The sequence below is a fragment of the Beijerinckia sp. L45 genome, from assembly GCF_009765775.1.
In the GTDB taxonomy this organism is placed as follows: Bacteria; Pseudomonadota; Alphaproteobacteria; order Rhizobiales; family Beijerinckiaceae; genus RH-AL1.
Window position 1 is genome coordinate 1 of the sequence record NZ_LMUU01000119.1, and the last position, 6672, is coordinate 6672.

The window sequence follows — 6672 nt, forward strand, 5'->3', positions numbered from 1 at the left end:
GCTTCGAGGTCGGGCGCCTCGTCGACCACGAGTTCGGCGTGACGCGCGATCCGGTCGACGCGCCGTGCCAGGACACCGCGGCCATCGCGTCCTGGAAGGTCGGACACTCGTTCAGCAGCGTCTGGAAGATGGAGTAAGATTTCGCCTGAAAGAACATTCAGTTCAACGAACTAAAGTGGATGCTTCGAGGCCCTAAGGGGCGCAGCAGCGTCAGCAAACCATGCTGACCGTGGTCTACCGCCTCCGGATCGCGTTAGTCGCGATGAGCAAGGCGTCTCCTTTCTCGAAGCCCAGCAAGCCCGACGGAGATCCCCGCGTCGATTCCGCTGTCATCCCTGCCGAACTCGGCGATCAGCGTGCCGGCCTGACTTAGACTTTTGATCTTGTAGCTAGCGGTCTTAGGAATGAGCGCATTCAGGGAGTGGATGCCTGATCGCGCTTTCCTCGCGGCTACGCCTTCGAGCAGTTCGCCGACCAGGAACAGGAATACGACGGCCGCACCTTCCTCGCCGGCACCGATGATCGCCGCGCCGACGGCAGCGATCGTCATCAGCATCTCGATGGTGAACGGCGTGCCGGAACGCGCGGCGGCGACCGCGCGGCGTGCGATCGGTAGCAGTCCCATAAGCATCGCGGCATCGAAGGCGTAAGCGGCGATCCGCGGCTCGATTCCGGCGGCGACTAATGCCGCCACGAAAGCGACGCCTGCGGCGATCTTCACGCGGGCCTTGACGCTTCGCCACCAGGCAAGCGCGACCGGACCGCGCTCCATCGCGGCATGATCGTGGTTGTGACAGAGACGGTCCGCTACGTTTTCCTTCGGCTGAACGCGGTTGTGGGTGGATGTCGGATCGGCGATGGCGTCGGCATGGGCGGTGAAGCCCAGAAGCTCGACCTTCCTCTCGATCGCGACGAGATCCACGGTATCGTCGTGGCTGACGGTCATCGCCGCGCCGGTGACCGATACGGACACGTCAAGCACGCCGGGGATCCGCCTGACCGCGGTGTCGACCTTGCGGGCGCATCCCCCGCAGTCCATGCCGCCGACTTGGAAGCGGGTCTCCAATGCAACGTCGCTCATCTTCGTCCCTTGCGATCTGATGCACGACGCTACATCCTCTAGCGACTAGAGGAGCAAGGGCGAAATGGACGAAATCTCGATCGGCGCCGCGGCGACCAGGAGCGGCGTCAAGGTGCCGACGATCCGCTACTACGAGCAGATCGGTCTCCTCGCCGCGCCGACGCGTAGCGATTCCAACCGCCGCGTCTATAGCGAGAGGGATCTGCGGCGGCTGCTGTTCATACGCCACGCGCGGGAACTCGGGCTCGAGATCGACGCGATCAAGACCTTGCTTGCGCTGCAGGACAATCCGGATCAGTCCTGCGCGACGGCCGACCAGATCGCGCGGGCGAGACTCGTCGAAGTCGAGCAGTGCTTCGTCAGCCTGCCGGCGCTCAAAGTGGAACTCCAAGCCATGATCACGTCATGCGGCCGGGGCGTCGTCGCCGACTGTTAGGTCATCGAGGTCCTCGCCGACCATGGGAAATGCGTGCGCGGCAAGCACTGATCCGGACATGATGCCCACTCAGTATCGCGTCAGGCATTGCCGGTGTGCGATCATGCAGTGCTAGCGCCCAAGGTCCATCGGCGATCGCGACGAGGCGCAGACCCTGCGCTGCTCGTTGCAGAACGCCGTGTGTTCGTCGGGGCCGCCGCCCTTGCGCTGCTGCTTGGAGCCGGCCTGTTGTTCACCTCGGCCATCGGATGATCCAGCGCGGTCACCAGCGCCGGCCGATAGGCGGTCTTCAGGCTTCCGACGAAAGCATTGTCCGTCACCTGGACGCGCCCGGTGACGGCGATCGCGATGCGCGCCGGAACGAACGTGAGCGAGAGGGCGAAGGCCGAGACCAAGGCGATCATCACGGTCAGCGCCATCGGCGCGAACATCTTGCCCTCCGCACTGGAGAAGGTGAGAAGCGGCACGTAGACGAGGACGATGATCGCCTGGCCGTAAAGCGACGGCTTGATCATCTCCTCCGCCGCGCGCCGGCCCGTCGCCAGCCGCTCGTCGAGAGTGAGGCCGCGGCCGAGTTCCGCCTGCTTCTCGGCCAGGTGCCGAAGCGCGTTCTCGGCGATGATCACAGCGCCGTCGACGATCAAGCCAAAGTCCAGCGCCCCGAGGCTCATCAGGTTGGCGCTGATGCGCCCCTGGACCATCCCGGTCATCGTCATCAGCATGGCGATCGGGATCACCATCGCAGCGATCAGCGCGGCGCGGACGTTGCCCAGCAGCAGGAACAGCACGGCGACGACCAGCAGGGCCCCCTCGATCAGGTTCTTGCCGACGGTATGGATCGTCGCGTCGACGAGGCGCGTGCGATCGAGAACCGTCTGGATCTCGACGCCCGGCGGTAGGGCCTTCGCGATCAGCTTGATCTTGTCGTCGACCGCCGTCGCAACGGTGCGGCTGTTGCTCCCGATCAGCATCAGGGCGGTGCCGATGACGGCCTCCCTGCCGTTCTCGCTCGCCGAGCCGGTCCGCAAGTCGCGGCCGATGGCGATCGTCGCGACGTCCTTGACGTGGATCGGCACGCCGCGCCGCGTCGCGACGACGACGTCTCCGATCTCCGCCATGCTCTCCAACCGCCCGGCGGACCGGACGACGACGCCCTCGCCATTGGCTTCGAGATAGCCGGCGCCCCTGTTGGCGTTGTTGGCCTCCAAGGCCGCTGACACGTCAGCGAAGGAAAGGTCGAGGCTGATCAGCTTCGAGCATCGTATCCTATTAACAATGGATATCGTCTACGCGTGCTGCATATTCAGGTACACGCAACCTTTCGATGAGAGATTGCTGCGTCCGCAGTCGGTTTGGGGTCGCCATGGATAAGCAGTACTTGCTGAGCGAATTCGATCTCGGTGAAGATCTGACGCAAGAGACAGCCCAGGAACAGGACGGCGAAAAGCCTCGTGCGCCCTCCGATCCCCTCCGCCTCAATAGCCAGCTGTGCTTCGCGGTCTACTCCGCAAGCCATATGATCAAGAAGGCCTACCGACCTCATTTGGACGAACTTGGCGTTACCTACCCCCAGTACCTCGTCATGATGGCGCTATGGGCCGAAGACGGCCTGAGGGTGTTGGACATCGGCCGTCGCCTGCATGTCGACTCCGGCACCCTGACGCCGCTGTTGAAGCGTATGGAGCGGCTTGGCCTCGTCGCCCGTCGGCGTTGCGTCGATGACGAACGGGAGGTCAAGATTTCGTTGACATCGTCCGGGCGACGGCTTCGCGACGACGCACTCCGGATGCGGCAGGCGATCGCCGGCCAGCTGAAGCTCGTGGACGCCCACGTCACGGGATTGCGCTCAAGCCTCGACGCCATGGCGGCGGCGCTGCGTGTCGAAGGGGATCTGGCGGCAGCGGAGCATGATCTTCGAAGGCAGAAGCGCCGCGGGTCCACCACCTGGAAAAGCGCCGCGGCGTGACGCCGGGCGCTTCCTATGATGATCGAGGCGGCGGATGCCGTCTCTGCCATGGAAGTTAGCACCGCGAGCCTTGCGCAGGACTTAAGGCCAGAGGCCAGCGCTTGCGACGAAGGTAGCGGCTGCACCTTACTGGAGATGGCGTTGTCCGCTGTGTCCGCGCAGATACGGCCTCCGCTTAGGGGCATGCCGGGGAGCTTATTGTATCGTCGCAAGCAGCGACCTTGGGGCAGGGCGGCGACCAACCTGCACCGAGTCGACTTGAACGGCGCCCGTTGGCAACGCTTCAATGCGGCGGTTCGAGCGCCTTCGGCGCTGCCGCCTTCAGCTGCGCCAGTTCGTCGTCGACGGCGTTCGTGGCTCGCATGACCGCAAGCTCGCGCTGGGTCGCGGTCCGCGGATCGGACTGGTCCGTCAGCTGTCCGCGCTCAACCATGCCCTCCAGCGCGTCCGCGCGGTCGCGCATGCCGTGCACCTTCTCTTAAGCCCGACGCAGCGCGTCGCTCGTACCGCCGAGCCGGTTGTCGAGGCCGGTGAGCGACTCGGTGACCTTCACCTGCGTCTGGGCCGCCGAAGGTCGTCTTCATGACCTCCTTCTCCGTCTTGAACTGCTCGATGCGGGCGGCGAGCCATACGTCATTCAATAGGATTCGCCGCCTTCTCGACAATGTGACCAGCTTGCAATCCTCTCCGACGTGAATTGTCGCGTTGTGGCTCAACGTTAAATGCTGCAATGCTTCTCATGGAGATAGACGTGCGCTTTTTAACTGCGGTTGCCTTCTCCACGTTGATTGCCTCATCTGTTCATGCAGCCGACCTTACGACGGCTTGTGAAAGCGCACGTCAGGCGGATGAGCAGTTCACTCCGCTCAACGAAGAGGAGACCGAACGGCAAATGGCCACCTGGGTGATAGCGACACAAAGTGAAATCTCGAAGGGTGCCGTAATTCAGGACGCAGGGAAGACTGCAGCTATCAGTACCGATATCATGACCTTCGGGACGCAGATCTTCAACGACGTCGTGGCACACAAGACGCTTACGAGATTTATACAGGACGCATGCGACTAAACCGCTACCGCCAATACAATACTGCACGGTCCGCCACGCGACGCCCATGAAGTGGGCGCCGTGAGTACATATGTTCCTTATTCAACTCAAGGCCATTGCTGTAAGTTTTCCGTGTCCGGCAGAGTCGTGTTTTAATTGGAACTGCCGATGCACAAAACCTTGTGAATCTGGCTGTTGAACGGTGCCAAGTTGCGGAGAGCGCCTGCAGGTTCGCGGCCAAACGGAGCCCTGGTATCGAGGCTAAACCTAGGTATCAAAATCACATGGCGTGATGCATCATCTTTTTCTTCGCCATGTGACGCTTCATAACCATGTGCTTCTTCATCATGTGATCATGAGCCATATCAGCTTGAGCGGCAGAGACAACTGTTAGAGGTATTGCTGCAATCAACGTGGCGAGTAGAACAATCTTTATCATGTCTAATCGTGATGTATGATGATGAAGAAGCCGGTCGGTTGTTGTGCCGGGGAGGGCGGGCTACCGAGCGGCTTCGACCGGGTGGCTGCTGACACCCACATTCTTAAAGAATTTTCATCGTCGTCTCGTTCCCGAGAAACGTAATCGTTACCTGCCAATTATAGCGCCTTCACACGTCTGATCGTCTGATCGTCTGATCGTCTGACGATCTGGAAGATCGGCGTCCTAGCCCGGATGTTGGCGCGGAGAGGTGAGTGCAACGGCCATGCGCAAATGACCATCGAGGTCCTTCACACGATATCGCGAGCAAACCCAATTTGGCTTTTATTCGGCCGTTTCCTTTAAAACAATTCTGCCTGCCGGCGATCACCCAGGCAAATATAGAAAGTCGGCTTTGCCCTGATAGCGCACGACAGGCCGAGCGATTAGGCCCATGACAGCTATCGTTCGGATCCGCTCTTCTGCGGCCCTACACCTTCGTGGTTATAGCCATCCTGATCATGATCTTCGGCGTGCTGTCGGCGATCCGCACGCCGACGGATATCTTTCCGAACATCGGCATCTCGGCAATCAGCGTAGTTTGGAACTACCCCGGTCTGCCGCCTGAAGACGTGTCCGGGCGTATCGTCAGCGTCTACGAACGCGTCTTGTACACGACGGTCAACGACATCGAACACGTCGAGTCGTAGTCGTTGCCGGGCTTCGGCATCGTAAAAATCTATTTCCAGACCAGCGTCGACATCAATGCGGCGCAGGCCCAAGTTACCTCGATCTCCCAAACGATCCTCAAGCAGATGCCAGCCGGCGTCACGCCGCCGCTCCGGTCCTTCCGAAAGGTCCAGTCTTGCACGGCGGATGTTTTCAGCAGCCTTTGCATATGTCCTGGATGCTATTCGATACAGCGCGACCCTTCTTGCGGTCTTGATCACCTACAGGATAGAATTTTGTCGTCTGTACCTGTCCGGTCCCATTGATGGCAGACGCGCTTAAAGCAATAGCTGCGTCCGGTAAACCGTCAACGCTGAAGACCTGTACCTTAGCGGCTTTGTCTCGCTCGTTATCGAGTACTTTATATGCTGGACTTTCTTTCCAAGAGTTGATGTCCGTGACATTGCCAAAGGCGATGACTAGGAAACGCTGCGGAATGTCCCCATCCAAGGACGAAGGACTTGAACTGTCGGCCAACAGGTGTCCTCCAAATGACGGAAGAGCGCTCACGACTGTCACCATCTTGGACTTGAACGACTCCGCATCTTTGATCTCAACCGCATTGATGATGACGTACACCGGGGGCACGCTTCGCGTCCTGCCACCACCGTGGAAGCCGCTGTGGCCGCGGGCTGTAGCGGGGTGAAACCCAGCTGGCGCCGCGCACAAAACCGCAGTGGCAAGCCCCAAGTGCATCAGACGCGACATTCAGTGGCCTTTCCAGTTCGCTATAACCGTGGCAACTCGTATCTCGTGATTGACCGCGGGTCGCTTCACCGTTTCGAGATGTCTGCAGGGTCGGATTTAGATGGTTGTCGCATCGGCCTTTGTCTTAATCGCGGCCGCGACTCCTTCGCTCGAACCGAGCTCAAAATTCCATGAGCCGGGACAAGCCTTGATCAGCTGTTTCAAGGCACCGCCCCGCGCTGATGGGTCTGAGAGCCCGACCTGAAATTGGTTGACCGGCCTCGCGGCCTTTGATTCTCCGAGTTTGCAA

8 protein-coding genes and 2 pseudogenes are annotated in these 6672 nt (G+C 60.6%); 4 read left to right on the top strand and 6 right to left on the bottom strand.

The genetic code is table 11. From position 1 onward, the window contains the following. Positions 1–253: 253 nt before the first annotated feature. On the bottom strand, positions 254–1081 hold the full coding sequence (locus tag GSQ79_RS12740) for a cation transporter (protein ID WP_158809090.1): 828 nt from the start codon (positions 1079–1081) through the stop codon (positions 254–256). A 64-nt stretch (positions 1082–1145) separates the two neighbouring features. Here GSQ79_RS12740 and GSQ79_RS12745 point away from each other — a divergent pair, with 64 nt between their 5' ends. Then, positions 1146–1517 carry a helix-turn-helix domain-containing protein gene (locus tag GSQ79_RS12745; protein WP_158809091.1) on the top strand — a complete coding sequence of 124 codons (372 nt, stop codon included), beginning with the start codon at positions 1146–1148 and terminating at the stop codon, positions 1515–1517. A 242-nt stretch (positions 1518–1759) separates the two neighbouring features. On the opposite strand, the pseudogene GSQ79_RS12750 reads toward GSQ79_RS12745, so the two are convergent. Then, a pseudogene (locus tag GSQ79_RS12750) lies at positions 1760–2773 on the bottom strand (efflux RND transporter permease subunit); the annotation flags it as partial. Between the two features lie 107 nt (positions 2774–2880). Between GSQ79_RS12750 and GSQ79_RS12755 the strand changes: the two are divergent. Beyond that, positions 2881–3483, top strand: a complete 603-nt coding sequence (locus GSQ79_RS12755; protein ID WP_158809092.1) for a MarR family winged helix-turn-helix transcriptional regulator — start codon at positions 2881–2883, stop codon at positions 3481–3483. Between the two features lie 283 nt (positions 3484–3766). Here GSQ79_RS12755 and GSQ79_RS12760 read toward each other — a convergent pair whose 3' ends face one another. After that, positions 3767–3946: a hypothetical protein gene (locus GSQ79_RS12760; RefSeq protein WP_158809093.1), complete on the bottom strand. Its 180-nt coding sequence runs from the start codon at positions 3944–3946 to the stop codon at positions 3767–3769. Between the two features lie 288 nt (positions 3947–4234). Here GSQ79_RS12760 and GSQ79_RS12765 point away from each other — a divergent pair, with 288 nt between their 5' ends. Next, positions 4235–4549, top strand: coding sequence for a hypothetical protein (locus GSQ79_RS12765; protein WP_158809094.1), 315 nt, complete (start codon positions 4235–4237; stop codon positions 4547–4549). Positions 4550–4808: 259 nt separating this feature from the next. On the opposite strand, the gene GSQ79_RS12770 is transcribed toward GSQ79_RS12765, so the two are convergent. Beyond that, positions 4809–4967 (bottom strand): hypothetical protein, encoded by a 159-nt coding sequence (locus tag GSQ79_RS12770; protein WP_158809095.1) that lies wholly within the window; start codon positions 4965–4967, stop codon positions 4809–4811. 433 nt (positions 4968–5400) lie between these two features. Here GSQ79_RS12770 and GSQ79_RS12775 point away from each other — a divergent pair. Further along, positions 5401–5788: pseudogene (locus GSQ79_RS12775) on the top strand (efflux RND transporter permease subunit); the annotation flags it as partial. A 40-nt stretch (positions 5789–5828) separates the two neighbouring features. On the opposite strand, the gene GSQ79_RS12780 reads toward GSQ79_RS12775, so the two are convergent. Beyond that, positions 5829–6254, bottom strand: coding sequence for a DUF1330 domain-containing protein (locus GSQ79_RS12780; protein WP_158809096.1), 426 nt, complete (start codon positions 6252–6254; stop codon positions 5829–5831). A gap of 225 nt (positions 6255–6479) precedes the next feature. Further along, a partial coding sequence (locus tag GSQ79_RS28975; protein ID WP_210253076.1) for a hypothetical protein occupies positions 6480–6672 on the bottom strand: 193 nt, incomplete at its 5' end.